The sequence below is a fragment of the Pseudomonas xionganensis genome (assembly GCF_009763245.1).
Classification (GTDB): Bacteria; Pseudomonadota; Gammaproteobacteria; order Pseudomonadales; family Pseudomonadaceae; genus Aquipseudomonas; species Aquipseudomonas xionganensis.
This window is the reverse complement of record NZ_WKJZ01000001.1, coordinates 1,668,521-1,687,160: the sequence shown is the minus strand read 5'-3', so window position 1 is coordinate 1,687,160 and position 18,640 is coordinate 1,668,521. Positions and strand designations below refer to the sequence as shown.

Sequence of the window (18,640 nt, the reverse complement as noted above, 5' to 3'; positions counted from 1 at the left end):
AACAGACGATCTAGTCGCGCTCGGACCACATCACCCCGCCGGTGGCCCAATCGCTTTTCTTCACGTCCTCGAAGATCACATCGACCGCGCCGGCATCGCAGCCGAGCACCTGGGTCGAAACCTCGGTCAGGGCCTTGGCGTACTCACGCTTGAGTTCGTCGCTACGGCCTTCAAATATTTTCACCATGATGGTGGGCATCTAATCATCCTCATAACAGGGAAATGGGAGTGCTTAGATCGGTCACGGCGATCCGCATGCGCTTTGCGCGCCGCGGCATTATGGCGCGCCCCGAGCTGGCCCGCAAAAACCAAGGGCCGCATCAGCGGCCCTTGGCAGGTGGTGACGGGTCAGCCGTGGCGACGACGGCGCCACAGCCATAGGGCCAGCACACCCAGGGTCAGCAACACCGGAACCAGGGCAATGTTGAGCAGCTTGAGGGTGCGGCCCAACGCCTCGATATCGGCATTGAGCTGATAACGCACCTCGCGCAGCTCCTTGCGGATGGCCAGCTTCTGCTGGATAAACTGCTGCACCGTGGCCTGCTGCTCGGCGGTCAGCTCCAGGGGTTTGCTCGGATCCTCGCTCTGCTGCAGGGCCGCAAGCTTCTGCTCGGTGTCGGCCAGTTGCGACTGCAAGGCCTGCTCCTTCTCACGGAAGCGCACCTCGGCCTCACGCTGGATATTTTCCACCACCTCAAACGGGCGAGTGAAACGCCCCCGGGAGCGCACGCTGATCAGCGCATCGCTGCCGGCCAGGTTATCCAGGGTATTGATGGCAAAGGCGCCGTTGTCCGCCCAGGGCTGGGGAATGCGCTGACCGAAGAACTCCTGCACCTGCACCCACATGCGGTCGCTGAGCATATCGGTGTCGGCCACCACAATAACGTTGATGTTATCCGCGGCCTTGAGCCCTTCCACCTGGCCTTCCAGGCCTTCGGGGAAAGCCGTCTGCGCCGGGCCACTGATACGAGCGGCAATGCTGTAGCGCTCACCGGTCGGTTCAAGGTCACGGATCAGCTCTTCCGGGTTGGCCAGCAGGCCGAAGCGCTTCACATCGAAGGGCATGGCGTACTGCGAACTGCGGATCAGCGGAGTGAACGAAGTGGTTGCGCCCTCCAGCGGTTCGAGGATGCCGGCGGTGGCCACAGTCAGGGTTTCCAGCGACGCCGTGCTGATATCGTCCTTATCCAGTGCATTACGCGGCAGATTCAACCAGGCCGCATGGCGCACCGGGCGCTGACCCTGGCCCATGCTCACCGACATGGCGTAGGCACCATCGCCAAGCACCTGTTCCGGCACCATACGCAAGCCCCAGGCCTTGAACAGCTCGGGCAGATCCGAGGTCTTGTCGATCACCATCTCGCCAGGCAGCTCGGCCTGAGTGTCGGCCTCACTGTAGGGGTCAACGAAGGCCAGCAGCTTGCCTCCACGCAGAACAAACTGATCGATGGCATAGAGGGTCGTCTCCGGCAGCTGCTTGGGATGGATCAGCAGCAACACCGAGACCTCCTCCGGAATCAAATCCACATCGGACTTCAGGCTTTCGATCTGGAACAGCTGGCGCACGTCCTCCATGATCATCCAGGCCGGCGTCGGCTGGCGCGCCATCATGTCGAAGCCGCCGTTGATCGGCAGTCCGGAGAGCACCCCGACTACCGGCAACTGCGGCTGGGCCAGGCTCTGCACCAGGCGGCTGAGTTCGTATTCGAGAAACTCCTCCTGATCCAGGGCGAAGAAGGGAATCACTTGCACCTGGCCCTCAGCACTCTTGCCCGCCAGGCCGAAGTAGATGGAGTCGCCGCCCTGCTGCAGGGGGATACCCTGCAGACCGAACTCGGCGGCCTTGTCTTCATCCTCGGAGAACGGTGCCGGATCGATGATATTCAAGGTGATCTGACCACCCGCTTCGCGGCGATAGGCCTTGAGCATCTCCTCGACCCGCTTGGCATAGGTGCGCAGCACCGGCAGCTCCTGGGTCGCGGCGTCGGAGTAGAAGAAGTTCAGCTCCAGCGGCGCGTCGAGGTCCTTGAGGATCTGCCGGGTGCCGTCGGTCAGGGTATAGAGTTTCTGCTCGGTCAGGTCCAGTCGGGCATTGGTCAGCCCCAGGCCAGCCAGCAGATTGAAGGCAAGAAACGCCAGGGCGATGAGTACAAGCCCGGCGCTAGAAAGCATTAGCTTTTTCATGGGCGTCCTCAGTCCGCTTTCTTCAGGTCGATGACCACTGCAGTCGCAGCCAACCAGGCGGCGATCAGGGTGAGAAAATACAGCAGGTCGCGCAGATCGATCACGCCCTTGCTGATGGCATCGAAACGGGTCAGGAAGCTCAGCGAGGCCACGGCATCCACCAGCCATTGCGGCGCCCAGCCACTGAAGCCGTCGAGCACCATGGGAAAGCCACTGACGATAAACAGGAAGCACAGGCTGACCGCCAGGATAAAGGCGATCACCTGGTTCTTCGCCAGGGCCGACATGCACGAGCCGATGGCCAGGTAGCCGCCGGCCAGCAGCCAGCTGCCGATATAGCCGGTGAGAATGGCGCCGTTGTCCGGCTCGCCCAGGTAGTTGACGGTGATCACCATGGGGAAGGTCAGCAGCAGCGCCAGGCCGGCAAAGGCCCAGGCGGCGAGGAACTTGCCGGTAACCGCGTCGAAGCGGGTGATCGGCAGGGTCATCAGCAGCTCGATGGTGCCGCTCTTGCGCTCCTCGGCCCACAGGCGCATGGCAATGGCCGGCACCAGGAACAGGTACAGCCAGGGGTGGAAGTTGAAGAAGGCCGAGAGGTTGGCCTGGCCACTCTCGAAGAAGCCGCCGAGGTAGAAGGTGAACACCCCGGACAGCACCAGGAAGATCAGGATAAACACATAGGCCAGCGGCGTGGCGAAGTAGCTCGCCAGCTCGCGTTTGAAAATCACCGGCAACTGACTCATACCACCTCCCCACGGGTCAGACTGCGGAACACTTCATCCAGCCGACCGCGCTCCACATTCAATTCCTTGATCTTCCAGCCACGCTCGGCAATCAGCCCATTGACCTGGGGGAAGATCACCTCGCCCGGCTTGGCCAGCACGCTGAGGCTGTGCTCCAGGGCGTTTTCTTCCACCCCGGCCACGCCCGGCAAGGCCGCCAGCGCGGCCTGATCCAGCGGCGCATCGGCCACCAGGGTGACGGCCTGGTGATAGCGCGAGCGGCTTTCCAGCTCCAGCGGGGTGCCATCGGCCAGCAGTTTGCCCTGGGCGATCACCACCGCGCGGGTGCACACAGCGGAGACTTCTTCGAGGATATGGGTGGAGATGATGACGATCTTGTCGTAGGCCAGGCTCTGGATAAGCCGGCGTACCTGATGCTTCTGGTTGGGGTCGAGACCATCGGTGGGCTCGTCAAGGATCAGCACCTTGGGGTCGTGCAGAATCGCCTGGGCCAGGCCGACGCGACGCTTGAAGCCCTTGGACAGCGTCTCGATGCTCTGCTCCAGCACCGCATCAAGCTCGACCTGAGCCACCGCCTTGGCCACCCGCTCGCGCTTCTCGGCCCCCTTGTAGCCACGCACCTCGGCGATAAATTCAAGGAAGCGGCGCACGGTCATATCGCCGTAGCATGGCGCACCTTCGGGCAGATAACCGATCTGCTGCTGGGCCTTGAGGGTGTCTTTCTGGATATCGAAGCCGAGAATGCTGGCCGTACCCGCGCTTGGCGCGAGAAAGCCGGTAAGCATCTTCATGGTGGTGGACTTGCCGGCGCCGTTGGGGCCGAGAAAGCCCAGCACTTCCCCGGGCTGAACGCTAAAGGACAGATTGTCCACGGCGGTGTGCTGGGCAAAACGCTTGGTCAGGTTTCTTATTTCAATCATGGCCTTTCACCAGTGCGGTAACTGGCCCCACGCGCAACCCGTGCAGGCGCAAGCGGGGCGTTTAAGTGCCGGCGGACTATAAGGAGTCACGCGCAGGCTGCGCAAGCCGGGAACCTGACGGTCAAGGCCCGGGCGTGCAACAGACCGTGACAAACCTGCCCGGGAGCCTGGCTACCCATGGCAAATCAAGCAGTTACAAGATTTTGCCGATAGCCCATCGATCCGGCACACTAAGCGCCCCGAGCAAATGCTCGTTTTGCACAGTTTTCCTGACGCCATGACCCGATCTCCCTTCCGTCGCCTTGTCTTCGGCACCCTGCGCCGCGTGCTGTACCTCTGGGTACGCTCGGAAACCATCAACCAGTCGGCCTTTACCCTCAAGCTCGACCGCAGCAAGCCGGTGTTCTATGTGCTGCAGCTGCCGTCGCTGAGCGACCTGGCGGTGGTCGATACCGAGTGCCGCAAGGCCGGTCTGCCGCGCCCGGTGCTGCCCGTCGCAGTGGGCAACCTGGAGGAGCCTGCAGCCTTCTTCTACCTGACGCCGGAACCGGACTGGCTGGGCCGTCAGGACAAGCGCGGCATCTCCCCTACCCTGCAGCGCCTGGTCGGGGCGCTCAGCCAGCATGCCGTGGATGACGCGCAGATCGTGCCGGTCAGCGTGTTCTGGGGTCAGTCCCCGGACCGCGAAACCAGCGCCTGGAAGCTGCTGTTCGCTGACAGCTGGGCGGTCACCGGGCGTCTGCGCCGGCTGGTCAGCATCCTGATTCTGGGGCGCAAGACCCGCGTGCAGTTCTCCACCCCCATTCATCTGCGCGAGCTGGTGGAGCAGGACAAGGGCCACGAGCGCACCCTGCGCATGGTGCAGCGCATCCTGCGGGTGCACTTTCGCAACCAGAAGGCCGCCGTCATCGGCCCGGACGTGTCGCACCGGCGCAATCTGGTCAAGGGCCTGATTCACGGCCCGCAGGTACGCCAGGCCATTATCGAAGAGGCCGAGCGCGAGGGCATCAGCCTGGAGAAAGCCGAAAGCCAGGCCCTGCGCTATGGTAACGAGATTGCCTCGGACTACGCCTACACCGCGATCCGCTTCCTCGAACTGGTGCTGAGCTGGTTCTGGAACAAGATCTACGACGGCATCAAGGTCAACCATATCGAAGGCGTGCAGGACGTCGCCCAGGGCCACGAAGTGATCTACGTGCCCTGCCACCGCAGCCATATCGACTACCTGCTGCTGTCCTACCTGCTGTTTCGCAACGGCCTGACGCCGCCGCATATCGCCGCCGGCATCAACCTGAACATGCCGATCATCGGCGGCCTGCTACGGCGTGGCGGCGCGTTCTTTATGCGCCGCACCTTCAAGGGCAACCCGCTCTATACCGCGGTATTCAACGAATACCTGCACACCCTGTTCAGCAAGGGTTTCCCGGTGGAGTACTTCGTCGAGGGCGGCCGTTCGCGCACCGGGCGCATGCTGCAGCCGAAGACCGGCATGCTGGCCATCACCCTGCGCAGTTTCCTGCGTTCCAGCCGCCTGCCGGTGGTGTTCGTGCCGGTGTATATCGGCTACGAGCGGGTGCTGGAAGGCCGCACCTATCTGGGCGAGCTGCGTGGGGCGAGCAAGAAGAAGGAGTCGATCTTCGACATCTTCAAGGTTATCGGCGCGCTCAAGCAGCGCTTTGGCCATGTCTGGGTGAATTTTGGCGAGCCGATCAAGCTGGCCGAGTTCCTCGACGCCGAGCAACCAGACTGGCGTACCCAGGATTACGGCACGCAGTTCCGCCCCGACTGGCTGAACAGCGCCACCAACCGCCTGGGCGACAAGGTGGCGCAGCACCTCAACGAAGCTGCGGCGATCAACCCGGTCAATCTGGTGGCCCTGGCGCTGCTCTCCACCAGCAAGCTGGCCCTGGATGAAGGCGCCCTGGCGCGGGTACTCGACCTCTACCTGGCGCTGCTGCGCCGGGTGCCCTACTCGCCCCACACCACCCTGCCGGAGGGCAATGGCCAGGCCCTGATCGAGTACGTGCAGAAGATGGACCTGCTCGCCGAACAGAAGGACGCTCTGGGCAAGATCCTCTATCTGGACGAGCACAATGCGGTGCTGATGACCTACTACCGCAACAACGTGCTGCATATCTTCGCCCTGCCGGCGCTGCTGGCGAGCTTCTTCCAGAGCAGCGCACGGATGAGCCGCGAACAGATCCTGCGCTTTACCAAGGCACTCTACCCCTACCTGCAATCCGAGCTGTTTATCCGCTGGGAGCTGGACGAGCTGGAAGCGGTGATCGACCAGTGGCTGGCGGCCTTTGTCGAGCAGGGGCTGCTCAAGGTCGAAGGAGACGTCTATGTGCGCCCGGCACCCAGCTCGCGCGAATTCGTCCTGCTCACCCTGCTGGCCCGCGCCATTGTGCAGACCCTGCAACGTTTCTATATGGCCACCGCCCTGCTGCTGAATGCCGGACAGAACGCCATCAGCGCCGAGGAACTGGAAAACCTCTGCACCGTGATGGCCCAGCGCCTGTCGATCCTGCATGGCCTGAATGCCCCGGAATTCTTCGACAAGAGTCTGTTCCGCCACTTTATCCAGAGCATGCTGGAACAAGGCGTACTGCGTCAGGACGAAGCCGGCAGGCTCAGTCACCACCCACTGCTCGGGGAACTGGTCGAAGGCGCCGCCAAGCGCGTGCTGCCGGCGGAAATTCGCCTGTCGATCCGCCAGGTGGCCCTAGATAGAAACGAGGATGTAGCCGAGCCGGTATAACCGGCCTGCCTAGCGCAAATACCCTAGGGTGGATGACGCTTTATCCATCCTCCAATATCGGCCGCGAGGGTGGATGAAAAGAGCGTCATCCACCCTACGCGGCGCAGGCTCTGCAGATAATCCCAGGATCAATCACCCGCATCCGATAGCCCATGACCCCAGCCAACGATCAAACCGCCAAGCCATCGCGCGCCGAGTTCCACCAGGCCAACCAGGCCCGCGCCGAGGCCGAAGCCCAGCGCCTGCTGGCAGCCAAGGCCGAACTGGGCGCCCGTTGGCTGGCCTGGGTAGCCAGCCAGTTGTATGCCCTCAAGCCCGCCGAATATGCACAGATGGTGCGCCGCGAACTGCAGCGTCTAAGCCAGGCCAATACCGACTGACAAGGCCTGCTAAGCTGGCTGAACACCCCACTGCACAAGGATGCCCCTCATGCTTCGTCTGATTTCCCTGGCCACCGGCCTGCTGCTGTCCAGCAGCGCCATGGCCCTGTCCCTGGCCGACCTGACCCAGACCGACGCCAGCGGCGGCCTCAAGGACGCCCTGATCCAGGGCGCCCAGGTCGCAGTCAAGCAACTGGGCGCACCGGGCGGGTTTAGTGACAACCCGGATGTGCGCATCGAACTGCCGGGCAACCTCGGCAAGGCCGCACGCACCATGAAGATGATGGGCATGGGCGCCCAGGTCAGCCAACTGGAAAGCAGCATGAACCAGGCCGCCGAAGCCGCCGTACCCCAGGCCCAGGCCCTGCTGGTGGACGCAGTGAAGAAGATGACCGTGCAGGACGCCAAAAGCATCCTCGCCGGGCCACAGGATTCGGCCACCCAGTACCTGAACAAGAGCAGCCGCGAACAGATCCGCGCCAAGTTCCTGCCCATCGTTCAGCAGGCCACCGCCCAGGTTGGTCTGGCCCAGCAATACAACGCCTTTGCCGGTCAGGCCGCCAGCTTTGGCGTGATCGATGCGAAAAACGCCAATATCGAGAGTTATGTCACCGAGCAGGCCCTGGACGGCCTGTTCGAGATGATCGCCCAGCAGGAAGCCAGCATCCGCCAGAACCCGGCGGGCGCGGCCACCAGCCTGGCCAAGAAGGTATTTGGCGCGCTGTAACCCTCCGACTGCCAGCCGGGTTGCCTGACACAGCAGGCGACCCGGCTGGCATCCTTACAGGATATTGGCGTAATCCGCCTCGATCCGGTCCAGGCTCAGGTGGTTGAGGAAGTTGGAGAAGCACATCCAGGCCGACAGCGAGTTGAGGTCGCTGAACTGCGGCGGCAGGTACTTGGGCACCACCACCAGCCCCTCATCCACCAGACGGCGCAGGGTACGCATATCCTCCAGGGTGGTCTTGCCGCAGAACAGCAGCGGAATCTGCTCCAGCTTGCCCTTGCGCACCGCCAGCTGGATGTAGTTGTAGACCATGATAAAGCCCTTCAGATAGGACAGGTCCTTGGTGAAAGGCAGGCCCGTGGGCGTGGAACCGCGAAACACCCGGCTGGCATTGCTGTAGCTGTCTTCCGGGGTAAAGTCCTGCTCGCGGTAGAACTCGAATACCTGGAGAAAGTCCGCGCCCTCCTCGGCCATATGGATGGCCCGGGTGCGGTTGGTCAACTTGCGCAGACGCGTCGGATAGGAGGCGAAAGCGATCACCTCCATGAGAATGGCCAGACCTTCCTGGGTCACGGTGGAAGAAGGCGGGCCCTTGGCCAGAAAGGTGCACACCGGCTGGTTGAGGCCATTGAGGGTGGTGGCCACATGCACCAGCCCCTCATGCACCTCCAGGGCCTTGACGTCGCGTTCGTTGAAGGTGGCGTCGCTGCGGATCTTGATGTAATCGGCGCCCGCCGCCGCGTCGGCGAGGATGCCATCGGATTCGAAGACGCGGATGGTTTCTTCGGCTTCGCCGAACACCTTGTTCAGGCGGTGCTGCAGCAGGTCCACGGCCTGCTTGGCATTGAGGGTCTTGGGCTCGTCCTTGAGGTCACCGCGACTGTCGATATTGTTCAGGTAGTCGGAAAACATCAGGCCCAGATCGGCCAGGGTCGGATCGCCGGCATGAAAGGCGTCTGAGGCAGCGCCGTAAAGGTCCTGGCTGATCAGGCCGAAATCGGCGGTGCCACGGGCTTCGAGCATGCGGATGACCATGCGGTATTCGCGGCACATGCGCCGCATGATCTGCCCCACCGGGTTGAACTGGCCGAGCTGGCGGGTGATATCGCGCTCGATATTCTGGAACTCCAGCTTCTTCTCACCGGCATCGAAGGCCAGGGGGCGGCCTTCGTAATAGGCTCGGTCCACCGCCGGCAACTGTCGCCCCTTGTGTTTGAGGAAATCGGCGCGTACCTGATCGTCCCACTTCACCGCATCCAGCACGCGAATCGGGTTCTGCGCCTCGACGATACGTTCTGACAGTGCGCGCACCGTCAGTTGATAATCATCCAAACCGCTTTGACTGTTCATCCATCCTCGCCGTCAGTCGGCCACACGCTGATAACGTGCCGCTTCGATAAATACATCGGAGTTGGCCTGGTCATCCAGGTAGGCAAACACCTGCTCCAGGGGGCTGGTGATCAGCACGCCCTCGGCCTCGCGCATGTCCACCAGTTCGCCCTGCAGGGTGCCCTGCTGCATGTCCTGCAGAATGCGATCGACATCCAGGTTATACAGCACCAGTTCGCCATCGGTGGTCAGCTCGAAGCCGGCAATGGCGAAGTTGGCACCGAACTTCTGCGGCAGGCCCGCCGACAGGTACCAGCGTCGGCCATGGTGGGCCACGGTAAAGCCGTACTCTTCCAGACTGTCGAGGTTGTCCGGGCTGTCGACATAGGACTTGGCCTTGTAGACATTGGAACCGGCACGGGTGATTTGCAGGTAGAGCTGCTCGCCCCACTCGTTTTTGCGCACCCACTCACCCAGCAGGGGCATGGGCGCCGACTCGTTGGCCGGGATCGGGTCAGTGAAGGTCACCAGACAGCCACTGAGCAGCAGGAAGGACACGGCCAACAGCGCGCGCCAGACGATCATTGAGCTCTCCTTGAAAGCAGTGCGGGTCAAAGCCCCAGCACCAAGTGCATATAGCGTTTAAGAATGGCCAGCATATCCTCGCTGTCCAGGCGCTCGACACCATCGAGCAGGCCTTGATACTCCATGCGCACGATAATGGCCGTCAATAGCTTGGCATCCTGCTCAGGCTGCTCGCTACCCAGTACTTCAAAGAAATGGGTCACGCCCTGCAACAGGATCCTGCGATGGGCGCGCACCAGTTCGTGCAAGCGTGGGTTGAGCAGCGCTTCCTGCTGAAAGGCCTGCTCGGCCAGCAGATGCTCGCGGCGCTGCAACAGCTGGTTACGCACATACTCCACCGCCAGCCGGGCGATATCGCTGGCCAGGCGGCGGCGCGCCTCGGCGCTGCCGTCCAGGCTGGCCACCTGACTCTGCAGCAGGCCCTCGGTACTGCTCCAGAACTGCGCCATATGGGCGGCGCTGCGCTCGACAAACTGGGCGAAGGTATCGGTGATCAGGTCATCGATATCCTTGAAGTAATAGGTGGTGGCCGAGAGCGGTACCTGGGCCTCGGCGGCCACGGCCCTGTGGCGTACGGCACGCACCCCGTCACGCACGATAATGCGCATGGCGGCATCGAGAATGGCCTGGCGACGCTGCTCGCTGCCCTGGCGGCTGGCCTTGCGGCCCTGGTACTGAACGCTTTCGACCACGGCATGGGCCAATTCGGTGGCACTTTCCTGTGCGGGTTTGGCAGTCACGGCTAAGGTTTCCTTTCGAGTTTCAATGCACGCTTGGACAGCTCTTGCTGAAAAATAGTCCAGGCTGTGAAGGCCCGTCGGGCCCTGTTGCACACAAACCTCTCCCCAAGCAGTCAGCACAGGCCAGACGTATACGGATGGCGGACATAAAAAAGCCGCCCGTAGGCGGCTTTATGGCCATCAGGCCTGCGGACGCATATGCGGGAAGAGGATCACGTCCCGAATAGACGGCGCATCGGTGAGCAACATCACCAGGCGGTCGATACCGATGCCTTCACCGGCGGTAGGCGGCATGCCGTATTCCAGGGCGCGGACGAAGTCGGCGTCAAAGTGCATGGCCTCGTCGTCGCCGGCATCCTTGTCGGCCACCTGCTGCATAAAGCGCTCGGCCTGGTCTTCCGCGTCGTTCAGCTCGGAGTAGGCGTTGGCGATCTCGCGGCCACCGATAAACAGCTCGAAGCGGTCGGTGACGCTCGGGTCATCGTCGCTGCGCCGCGCCAGGGGCGACACCTCGAAGGGGTAGCGGGTGATGAAGTGCGGCTGCTCCAGCTTGTGCTCGACCAGCTCCTCGAAAATCATCACCTGCAGCTTGCCCAGGCCTTCGTGACCGAGCAGTTTGGCCCCAGCCTTCTTGGCGATCTCCCGGGCGCGGTCGATATCCTGCAGGTCGGCGGCGCTGATGTCCGGGTTGTACTTGAGGATGGAATCGAACACCGACAGGCGCGCGAACGGCTCGCCGAAGTGGAACACCTTGCCCTGGTAGGGCACATCGGTGCTGCCCAGCACCAGCATGGCCAGCTCGCGGAACAGCTCCTCGGTCAGGTCCATGTTGTCTTCGTAGTCGGCGTAGGCCTGGTAGAACTCGAGCATGGTGAACTCGGGGTTGTGCCGGGTCGAGACGCCTTCGTTACGGAAGTTGCGGTTGATCTCGAAGACCTTTTCAAAACCACCCACAACCAGCCGCTTGAGGTACAGCTCCGGGGCGATACGCAGGAACATCTGCATATCCAGGGCATTGTGGTGCGTCTCGAAGGGCTTGGCTGCGGCGCCGCCAGGGATGGTCTGCAGCATCGGCGTTTCCACTTCGAGGAAATCGCGCTGCATCAGGAACTGGCGGATATGGGCGATCACCTGGGAGCGCACGCGAAAGCTGTGACGCACCTCCTCGTTGACCATCAGGTCGACATAACGCTGACGATAGCGCTGCTCGGTATCGGTCAGGCCGTGGAACTTGTCCGGCAGCGGGCGCAGCGACTTGGTCAGCAGGCGCACGTCGGTCATTTCCACATACAGGTCACCCTTGCCGGAACGGGCCAGGGTGCCCTCGGCGGCGATGATGTCGCCCAGGTCCCAGTGTTTGACCGCTTCCAGGATTTCGGCCGGCAGGGTCTTGCGATTGACATAGACCTGGATACGCCCGGTCATGTCCTGGATCACCATAAAGGAGCCGCGGTTGAGCATGATGCGCCCGGCGACCTTGACCGGGATGGCGGCCTCGGCCAGCTCTTCCTTGCTCGATTCGGCGTACTGTTTCTGCAGGTCGGCGCAGTAGTTGTCGCGGCGAAAATCGTTGGGGAAGGCGTTGCCCTGCTCACGAATGGCAGCCAGCTTTTCCTTGCGCTGGGCAATCAGCTTGTTTTCTTCATGCTGCCGTTCTTCGTGGGAAAGGGCTTGTGGGTCGAGTTGTTGGTCGCTCATGGTCGTCTGTCTGCCTGGCGCGTAAATACAAATGGAATTAGGTAAGGGTTACAGGCCCTGTTTCAGGCTGGCCTCAAGGTAGCCATCGAGGTCACCGTCGAGGACCTTCTGGCAGTCGCTACGCTCGACGCCGGTACGCAGATCCTTGATGCGCGAGTCATCGAGCACATAGGAACGGATCTGGTGGCCCCAGCCGATATCCGACTTGCTGTCTTCCAGCGCCTGGGAGGCGGCGTTGCGCTTCTGCATCTCCAGCTCGTACAACTTGGCCCGCAGCATCTTCATGGCGGTGTCCTTGTTGGCATGCTGGGAGCGCTCGTTCTGGCAGGCCACCACGGTGTTGGTCGGCACGTGGGTAATCCGCACCGCCGAGTCGGTGGTGTTGACATGCTGACCACCGGCACCGGAGGAGCGGTAGGTGTCGATACGCAGGTCGGCCGGGTTGATCTCGATCTCCACCTTGTCGTCGATCTCGGGGGATACGAACACCGCCGAGAACGAGGTGTGGCGACGGGCGCCGGAGTCGAACGGGCTCTTGCGCACCAGGCGGTGCACACCGATCTCGGTGCGCAGCCAGCCGAAGGCGTACTCGCCCTTGATATGCACGGTGGCGCCCTTAATGCCGGCGACTTCGCCTTCGGACAGCTCGACGATCTCGGCATTGAAACCGCGCTTGTCGGCCCAGCGCAGGTACATGCGCAGCAGGATATTGGCCCAGTCCTGCGCTTCCGTGCCGCCGGAGCCGGCCTGGATATCCAGGTAGCAGTTGTTCGGGTCCATCTCATGGCTGAACATGCGGCGGAATTCGAGCTTCTCGAGGATCTCGCGCAGGCGCTCGACTTCGACGACGATGTCATTCACCGCGCCTTCGTCGTTTTCCTCGGCGGCCATCTCCAGCAGATCCTTGGAATCGGCCAGGCTGCCGGTGAGGTCGTCGATGGTTTCGACGATCTGCGCCAGCATGGCGCGCTCACGGCCCAGGGCTTGCGCGTACTCGGGCTTGTTCCAGACGCCGGCGTCTTCCAGTTCGCGGTTTACTTCGACCAGACGATCATGCTTGTGATCGTAGTCAAAGATACCCCCGAATGCTGAGGGTGCGCTCGGACAGATCCTTGATGGCATTGAGGATCGGATTGATTTCCATGGTAGTCGGCACTCGCAAGTCAAACTTTCGGAAAAGCCGGCGAGTATACCCGACTCCCGCCACCCCTGGCACCACGCAATCGGCAGTGGATCACCAACTGACAGACCGATGGCGCACTACACTCACTACAGGAAAATCACAGCCTCCCCTCGCGCCGAAGACACAGGAGTATGCGGGGCCGCTGCCAGGGAATGGTTAACCACAGCCTTGACTGCTCAGGAACAGATCCAGCATGCATTCATCCCACAGCCTGCGCAGCCGCTTTGCCATTACCATCGCCGTGCTGGTAACGGCACTCAGCTGGCTGCTGGGCACCCTGATCGGCATGGACAGCAGCCAGCGCATTCGTGAGGAAGTGGGCCGCGACCTGGCGGAAGTGTCCTACATGATGGTGGACCGCCTGGACCGCGACATGGAAAGCCGCGCCGGCATGCTCCAGGTACTGGGCCAGTTGCGCGCCCTGCGCGAAGGCCAGGACATAGCTGAAGTGCGCAATCTGCTCGACCGCCTGCAGAGCAACTTCCCCAGCATTGCCTGGATCGGCTACACCGACGAGCAGGGCCAGGTGCTGGCCTCCAGCAACGGCATTCTGGAGGGCGTCAATATCGGTCATCGCCCGGTCTTTCTGGAAGGCAGCAAGGGGCTGTTTATCGGCGATGTGCATGAAGCCGTGCTACTGGCCAAGCTGCTGCCCAATCCAACGGGCGAGGCGATGAAGTTTGTCGATATCAGCCTGCCAGTGCTTGACCAGGAAGGCCAACTGGTCGGCGTACTGGCCTCGCACCTGTCATGGGCCTGGGCCGACGAGGTACGCCTGGCCATTCTGGAGCCCATTCAGCAACGTCGTCAGGTCGAATTCTTTGTAATCGGCCAGGATCATACGGTGCTGCTGGCGCCCAAGGAGATGATCGGTCAGCAATTGACCTTGCCCGCCTTGCTGGTCAGCAACCCGCCGCACAACCATTGGGCCGTACAGCAGTGGCCGGATGGCAAGGAATACCTGACCGGCATTGCCACCAGCCAGGGCTACAAGGCCTACGAGGGCCTGGGCTGGATCGTAATCGCCCGCCAGTCACTGGATGAAGCCTATGCGCCAGTGCGTGAAACCACCTTCAATATCCTCCTGTGGGGTAGTCTGCTGGCCCTGCTGTTCGCCTTGCTGGGCTGGCTGCTGACCGGCTATTTCACCCGTCCTCTGCGCCAGATCGCCGAAGCGGCTGATCGTTTGAGCGCGGGTGAGATTGCAGTGATTCCGGATATTCGCAGCACCCACGAAATCGAAACCCTGAGCCACTCCATCCGCCATCTGGTGGAGAGTCTGACCCATCATCATCACGCCCTGGGCGCCATGCAGACCCTGGCCCACCAGGATGGCCTGACCGGTCTGGCCAACCGCATAGCCCTGGAGCACTACCTGCCCCAGGCGCAGCAGCAGTGCCACCAGCACAATCGCTGCCTGGCCCTGCTCTACCTGGATCTGGATGGTTTCAAACCGATCAATGACAAGCTCGGCCACGCCGCAGGCGATTTATTGCTGCAGGAGGTCGCCAACCGGCTACGCAACGGCCTGCGTGAAGGGGACCTGGTGGCGCGCCTGGGTGGCGATGAATTTCTGATGGTGCTGCAGGTCCCCAGTGAAACGGCCCAGGACCAGGCGCAGATGGTGGCCGAGCGCACCCTGCTGGCCCTCAAGGCGCCGGTGCAACTGGAGGGCCACAGCGTGCAGATCGGCTGCAGCATTGGCGGCGCGCTCTGGCCAAACGACCATGGGGATATTGCCGCCACCCTGCAGCTGGCCGACCAGGCCCTGTACCAGGCCAAGGATGCCGGACGCAACTGCGTGGTCTTCTATGCGGCGGCGCCCACCTGACCGAACCCAACCCAGCCGCCAAGTCCCGAGGAAAGAGGCTTACGCAGCGTCCTGCGCCTGACGCACCTGGGCTTCCAGCTCGGCCTTGAGCGCCGGCTCCAGCTTGAGCTGACGCGCCAGTTCATCCAGATAGGCGCGCTCCATAAAGTGCTCCTCATCCACCATCAGCACACTGGCCACATACATCTCGGCGGCCATTTCCGGTGTGCTCGCCGCCCGCGCCAGCTCCGCCGGATCCAGCGGTTTGTTCAGCTCGACCTGCAGCCACTGCTGCAGCTGACCATCCGAGTCGAGCTTGGCCAGTTCGCCATCAATCAGCTGGCGCTCGCGGGCATCGATATGACCATCGGCCTTGGCCGCCGCGACCAGGGCCCTGAGCACCGCCTGGCTGTGTTGTTCGACCTCTGCCGGCGGCAGGCGATCCAGGGTCTGCGGCTCATGCCGGGGCGCACTGGCCTGCTGTGCCTGCCAGTTGCCATAGGCCTTGTAGGCAATCACCCCGAGGGCGGCCAGGCCGCCATAGGTCAGGGCCTTGCCGCCCAGCTTGCGCGCCCGCTTGTTGCCTAGCAGCAGGCCCATGGCCCCCGCCGCCAACGCGCCGCCACCGGCACCGCTGAGCAAACTGCCCAGATCCACGCCCGTCTTTTTTCCGGCAGCCCCGCTGCCCTGCTTGCCGAGCAGATCCTGACCCGACTTGAGTAACTGATCCAGCAAACCACGGGTATTCATTGGCACCGCCCTCAACGTAAATGACCAGATTTCAGACCCACCGAATGCCTTGCGAGTTTCCCCACACCTAAAGCCAAGCGGCGCGAGAAAGATTGGCCCGCTCTTTGCTCAAAGCATCTGGGCCGGGATGGAAAGTCAAGATACCGACTTTTCAGCCCAGGCGAGGCGTCGCGGTTCGTCGTAGGCCGTGCAAATTCGAACAAAAAATTACTGGCGCCAGAAAACCCATAAGAGCCGAGCAGTTCGTCGGGTATCCGGCAGGAAAAATGTCAAATATTGGTCACCGTCACAAAACGCCCATAGCTGTTTTGTAATTGACGCCGATAGGATGGCAGCACAAGAAGAGAGTGGCCAAAGGCCAATAAGCGCCTGAGCCCGAGGGGAAACGATGTTACGGTCCTCGACTTACCGGAAATTCTGCCTGAAGACCCTGGCCGGCATGCTGCTGGGTGGCTGCCTGCTCAGCCCGCAGGCCATTGCCAATAATCCATCGCCCGCCTTCAGCGCCCTGAGTGATGCCCAGAGCGCGGCGCGCCTGGCCAGCTGGGACGTGCTGCTGCAGAACGCGGGCGAGAGTGATGAGCGGGCCCTGCTGCAGCAGGTCAATCGCTTTGTTAACCGCTCGGTGCGCTTTGTCAGCGACCAGCAGGCCTGGGGCCAGAACGACTACTGGGCCACCCCGGCCGAGACCCTGAGCCGCGGCCTGGGTGACTGTGAAGACTTCGCCATCGCCAAGTATTTCAGCCTGGTGCGCCTGGGCATTCCCAGCGCCAAGCTGCGCCTGACCTTCGTCAAAGCCCTCAGACAGAACCAGGCCCATATGGTGCTGGCCTACTACGCCAGCCCGGATGCGCAACCGCTGATTCTCGACAACCTCGATGCGCAGATCCGCCCCGCCAGTGAACGCAGCGACCTGCTGCCGGTGTATGCCTTCAACGACCTCGGCGTATTCCTGGCCAAGGCGCCGCAGCGGGTCAGTCAGCCGCCGCAGTTCCTCGCCCGCTGGAGCGAGCTCAACGAGCGCGCCCTTGCCGACGGCTCGGCCGCCACGGCGCCCCGCAGCTGACAGCTCGCTAGCGTGGCGCCATATGCGCCACCAGCAGCTGCACGCTTTCCTGCCCACGGTATTCGTTGACATCCAGCTTGTAGGCCAGCTCTGCCCAGCGCACCGTGGGATTGGGCCACTGCTCGCGGTCGATATTGAAGGCGATGCCATCGAGCTGCAGGCTGCCGCACTCGCTTTTCAGCACCAGCTTGAGGTGGCGCTCGCCAACGATGCGCTGCTGCACCAGCTGAAACACGCCATGGAACAGCGGCTCGGGAAAATGCTGACCCCAGGGCCCGGCATTGCGCAGCTCCTTGGCCAAAGGCAGATGGAACTCCTCGATCGACAGGCTGCCATCGGACAGCAGTCGCCCGGTCAGATCATCCTCAACCAGCTGACGCCGCACCTCGGCATCGAAGGCGGCGGCAAAGGCGCCGAAGTTGGACGCCGGCAGTGACAGGCCGGCGGCCATGGCATGCCCGCCGAACTTGCTGATCAACCCCGGATGGCGGGCCGCCACGGCGTCCAGGGCATCGCGGATATGAAAACCCGGCACCGAGCGCGCCGAGCCTTTCAACACGCCCTCGCCGGCATCGGCAAAGGCGATGGTCGGGCGGTGATAGCGCTCCTTCATGCGCGAGGCGAGGATGCCGATCACCCCCTGGTGCCAGTCGGCCTCGAACAGGCACAGACCGAAGGGCATGTCCTCCAGGGGCAGATCCTTGAGCTGGGCCAGGGCCTCGCGCTGCATGCCCTGCTCGATGGCCTTGCGATCCTGGTTGAGCTGATCGAGCTGCACCGCCATATCCCGGGCCTGGGCCTCATCCTCACAGAGCAGGCATTCGATGCCCAGACTCATATCGTCCAGCCGCCCGGCTGCATTCAGCCGCGGGCCGAGGATAAAACCCAGATCGGTGGAGGTGATGCGCCGATGGTCGCGTCCGGCCACTTCGAGAATCGCGCGCAGGCCCGGGCGCGCGCGGCCGGCGCGGATGCGCGCCAGGCCCTGATGGACCAGGATGCGGTTGTTGGCATCCAGCGGCACCACGTCCGCCACACTGCCCAACGCCACCAGATCCAGCAGCTCGGCCAGGTTGGGCTCGACCCGCTGCGGGCCAAACCAGCCCAGCTCGCGCAGACGGGCACGCAGGGCCAGCAGCACATAGAACATCACCCCGACCCCGGCCATGGCCTTGCTGGGGAACTCGCAACCCGGCTGATTGGGATTGACGATGGCATCGGCCGCCGGCAATTCCGGCCCCGGCAAATGGTGATCGGTGACCAGCACCCTGAGCCCGGCAGCCTTGGCTGCGGCCACGCCCTCGACACTGGAAATGCCGTTGTCCACGGTAATCAGCAGCTCGGGCTGACGCTCCAGCGCCACCGCGACGATTTCCGGGGTCAGGCCATAGCCATACTCGAAGCGATTGGGCACCAGGTAATCGACATGGGCGGCGCCGAGCATGCGCAGGCCCAGTACCCCCACCGTGCTGGCGGTGGCGCCGTCGGCATCGAAGTCGCCGACGATCAGCATGCGCTGACCTTGCTGCAAGCCCTGCACCAGCAGCTCGACGGCCGCTTCCATGCCCTTCATCTGCTGATAGGGCAGCAAACGCGCCAGGCCCTTGTCCAGTTCGGCCGCCGACTGCACGCCGCGGGCGGCATACAGACGGGTCAGCAGAGGCGGCAGATTGCCCAGGTCAGGCAGGTTTTGGGGCAGCGGACGGGACTCGATACGCATGGGCAGGATGTCGCTTTATCAGGTGTAGATTCGTAGGGTGGACG

At 62.8% G+C, this 18,640-nt stretch carries 16 protein-coding genes; 5 read left to right on the top strand and 11 right to left on the bottom strand.

Annotation, left to right across the window (positions count from 1 at the left end):
- Nucleotides 1-10 precede the first annotated feature (10 nt).
- The 4 genes from GJV18_RS07730 to GJV18_RS07715 form a co-directional block, all read right to left on the bottom strand.
- Complete coding sequence (locus tag GJV18_RS07730) at nt 11-199, bottom strand: 4-oxalocrotonate tautomerase (protein WP_160344149.1); 189 nt, start codon at nt 197-199, stop codon at nt 11-13.
- 149 nt (nt 200-348) lie between these two features.
- The gene (locus GJV18_RS07725; protein WP_160344148.1) at nt 349-2,184 is read right to left on the bottom strand and encodes a GldG family protein; all 1,836 of its coding nucleotides are present in this window, start codon (nt 2,182-2,184) and stop codon (nt 349-351) included.
- Between the two features lie 8 nt (nt 2,185-2,192).
- Nucleotides 2,193-2,927, bottom strand: coding sequence for an ABC transporter permease subunit (locus tag GJV18_RS07720; protein WP_160344147.1), 735 nt, complete (start codon nt 2,925-2,927; stop codon nt 2,193-2,195).
- Entirely contained in the window at nt 2,924-3,847 is a 924-nt protein-coding gene (locus GJV18_RS07715; RefSeq protein ID WP_160344145.1) for an ABC transporter ATP-binding protein, read from the bottom strand. The genes GJV18_RS07720 and GJV18_RS07715 overlap by 4 nt, the downstream gene beginning before the upstream one ends.
- A 277-nt stretch (nt 3,848-4,124) precedes the next feature.
- Here GJV18_RS07715 and plsB point away from each other — a divergent pair, with 277 nt between their 5' ends.
- The 3 genes from plsB (at nt 4,125) to GJV18_RS07700 (ending at nt 7,715) form a co-directional block, all read left to right on the top strand.
- Nucleotides 4,125-6,608, top strand: coding sequence for a glycerol-3-phosphate 1-O-acyltransferase PlsB (gene plsB, locus GJV18_RS07710; RefSeq protein ID WP_160344143.1), 2,484 nt, complete (start codon nt 4,125-4,127; stop codon nt 6,606-6,608).
- Between the two features lie 152 nt (nt 6,609-6,760).
- Nucleotides 6,761-6,988, top strand: a complete 228-nt coding sequence (locus GJV18_RS07705) for a hypothetical protein (RefSeq protein ID WP_160344141.1) — start codon at nt 6,761-6,763, stop codon at nt 6,986-6,988.
- A gap of 49 nt (nt 6,989-7,037) precedes the next feature.
- Nucleotides 7,038-7,715 (top strand): DUF4197 domain-containing protein, encoded by a 678-nt coding sequence (locus tag GJV18_RS07700; RefSeq protein ID WP_160344139.1) that lies wholly within the window; start codon nt 7,038-7,040, stop codon nt 7,713-7,715.
- A gap of 54 nt (nt 7,716-7,769) precedes the next feature.
- On the opposite strand, the gene GJV18_RS07695 is transcribed toward GJV18_RS07700, so the two are convergent.
- From GJV18_RS07695 to prfB, 5 genes are all read right to left on the bottom strand, one after another.
- Nucleotides 7,770-9,065, bottom strand: a complete 1,296-nt coding sequence (locus GJV18_RS07695; protein ID WP_160344137.1) for a flavohemoglobin expression-modulating QEGLA motif protein — start codon at nt 9,063-9,065, stop codon at nt 7,770-7,772.
- Between the two features lie 12 nt (nt 9,066-9,077).
- Nucleotides 9,078-9,629: a hypothetical protein gene (locus GJV18_RS07690; RefSeq protein WP_160344136.1), complete on the bottom strand. Its 552-nt coding sequence runs from the start codon at nt 9,627-9,629 to the stop codon at nt 9,078-9,080.
- A gap of 26 nt (nt 9,630-9,655) precedes the next feature.
- On the bottom strand, nt 9,656-10,369 hold the full coding sequence (locus GJV18_RS07685) for a TetR/AcrR family transcriptional regulator (RefSeq protein ID WP_160344134.1): 714 nt from the start codon (nt 10,367-10,369) through the stop codon (nt 9,656-9,658).
- Between the two features lie 180 nt (nt 10,370-10,549).
- Complete coding sequence (gene lysS, locus GJV18_RS07680) at nt 10,550-12,067, bottom strand: lysine--tRNA ligase (protein ID WP_160344132.1); 1,518 nt, start codon at nt 12,065-12,067, stop codon at nt 10,550-10,552.
- 48 nt (nt 12,068-12,115) lie between these two features.
- Nucleotides 12,116-13,211, bottom strand: a protein-coding gene (gene prfB / locus GJV18_RS07675; RefSeq protein ID WP_160344130.1) for a peptide chain release factor 2 whose coding sequence is annotated in 2 segments (ribosomal slippage) — nt 12,116-13,138 and nt 13,140-13,211 — 1,095 coding nt in all. Because the reading frame shifts where the segments join, the coding sequence is not laid out codon by codon here.
- Nucleotides 13,212-13,443: 232 nt separating this feature from the next.
- On the opposite strand from prfB, the gene GJV18_RS07670 reads away from it, so the two are divergent.
- Nucleotides 13,444-15,081 carry a sensor domain-containing diguanylate cyclase gene (locus tag GJV18_RS07670; RefSeq protein WP_160344128.1) on the top strand — a complete coding sequence of 546 codons (1,638 nt, stop codon included), beginning with the start codon at nt 13,444-13,446 and terminating at the stop codon, nt 15,079-15,081.
- A gap of 39 nt (nt 15,082-15,120) precedes the next feature.
- Here the strand turns inward: GJV18_RS07670 and GJV18_RS07665 are convergent, their stop codons facing one another.
- On the bottom strand, nt 15,121-15,810 hold the full coding sequence (locus GJV18_RS07665) for a tellurite resistance TerB family protein (protein WP_160344126.1): 690 nt from the start codon (nt 15,808-15,810) through the stop codon (nt 15,121-15,123).
- A gap of 388 nt (nt 15,811-16,198) precedes the next feature.
- On the opposite strand from GJV18_RS07665, the gene GJV18_RS07660 reads away from it, so the two are divergent.
- Nucleotides 16,199-16,876 carry a transglutaminase-like cysteine peptidase gene (locus GJV18_RS07660; RefSeq protein WP_178113419.1) on the top strand — a complete coding sequence of 226 codons (678 nt, stop codon included), beginning with the start codon at nt 16,199-16,201 and terminating at the stop codon, nt 16,874-16,876.
- Between the two features lie 7 nt (nt 16,877-16,883).
- On the opposite strand, the gene recJ is transcribed toward GJV18_RS07660, so the two are convergent.
- Entirely contained in the window at nt 16,884-18,596 is a 1,713-nt protein-coding gene (gene recJ, locus GJV18_RS07655; protein WP_160344124.1) for a single-stranded-DNA-specific exonuclease RecJ, read from the bottom strand.
- Nucleotides 18,597-18,640 lie beyond the last annotated feature (44 nt).

Bases quoted from the DNA above. Each gene is read 5' to 3' on its own strand.
- GJV18_RS07700 (WP_160344139.1), top strand. From the start codon at position 7,038: ATGCTTCGTCTGATTTCCCTGGCCACCGGCCTGCTGCTGTCCAGCAGC.
- GJV18_RS07690 (WP_160344136.1), bottom strand. From the start codon at position 9,629: ATGATCGTCTGGCGCGCGCTGTTGGCCGTGTCCTTCCTGCTGCTCAGT.
- GJV18_RS07725 (WP_160344148.1), bottom strand. From the start codon at position 2,184: ATGAAAAAGCTAATGCTTTCTAGCGCCGGGCTTGTACTCATCGCCCTG.
- GJV18_RS07670 (WP_160344128.1), top strand. From the start codon at position 13,444: ATGCATTCATCCCACAGCCTGCGCAGCCGCTTTGCCATTACCATCGCC.
- GJV18_RS07660 (WP_178113419.1), top strand. From the start codon at position 16,199: ATGTTACGGTCCTCGACTTACCGGAAATTCTGCCTGAAGACCCTGGCC.
- GJV18_RS07665 (WP_160344126.1), bottom strand. From the start codon at position 15,810: ATGAATACCCGTGGTTTGCTGGATCAGTTACTCAAGTCGGGTCAGGAT.
- lysS (WP_160344132.1), bottom strand. From the start codon at position 12,067: ATGAGCGACCAACAACTCGACCCACAAGCCCTTTCCCACGAAGAACGG.
- GJV18_RS07705 (WP_160344141.1), top strand. From the start codon at position 6,761: ATGACCCCAGCCAACGATCAAACCGCCAAGCCATCGCGCGCCGAGTTC.
- GJV18_RS07695 (WP_160344137.1), bottom strand. From the start codon at position 9,065: ATGAACAGTCAAAGCGGTTTGGATGATTATCAACTGACGGTGCGCGCA.
- GJV18_RS07720 (WP_160344147.1), bottom strand. From the start codon at position 2,927: ATGAGTCAGTTGCCGGTGATTTTCAAACGCGAGCTGGCGAGCTACTTC.
- plsB (WP_160344143.1), top strand. From the start codon at position 4,125: ATGACCCGATCTCCCTTCCGTCGCCTTGTCTTCGGCACCCTGCGCCGC.
- GJV18_RS07730 (WP_160344149.1), bottom strand. From the start codon at position 199: ATGCCCACCATCATGGTGAAAATATTTGAAGGCCGTAGCGACGAACTC.
- GJV18_RS07715 (WP_160344145.1), bottom strand. From the start codon at position 3,847: ATGATTGAAATAAGAAACCTGACCAAGCGTTTTGCCCAGCACACCGCC.
- recJ (WP_160344124.1), bottom strand. From the start codon at position 18,596: ATGCGTATCGAGTCCCGTCCGCTGCCCCAAAACCTGCCTGACCTGGGC.